Genomic DNA, 307 nt, shown 5'->3' on the forward strand with positions numbered 1-307 from the left:
AGTACGTCCATGTAAGCTCGGTCGCCGCATCCATGCGGCTCACGCCCCCGCAACCGGACCCACCCCGCCTTCGACAGGTTCCCGCTGCTGTTGGTGGGTGTCGACCACGCGGCTGTTGGTGGGTGTTGACCACGCTGCTGTTGGTGGGTGTCGACCTTGGTCGACACGTAGATCCACGCCATGCGTGGATGAATGCCGGACGAGAATGGAAACGCATTTCCCGGCTTGGCGCTGTGCTGGGGTGATCGTGGGTTCCCGCGATCTGTCGGAACGGCATGGGCTGCTCTTGGTGGGTGTCGACCATGCG

The 307-nt window shown here is 63.5% G+C and carries 1 protein-coding gene; it reads right to left on the minus strand.

Features of this window, described 5'->3' with window-relative positions; translation table 11 throughout:
- The coding region (locus AC3WTC_RS20205) for a hypothetical protein (RefSeq protein WP_492712397.1) at nt 1–182 on the minus strand (182 nt) is incomplete at its 3' end.
- Nucleotides 183–307: the final 125 nt, after the last annotated feature.

It is taken from the genome of Stenotrophomonas sp. FW305-C-20-S1 (assembly GCF_058783335.1).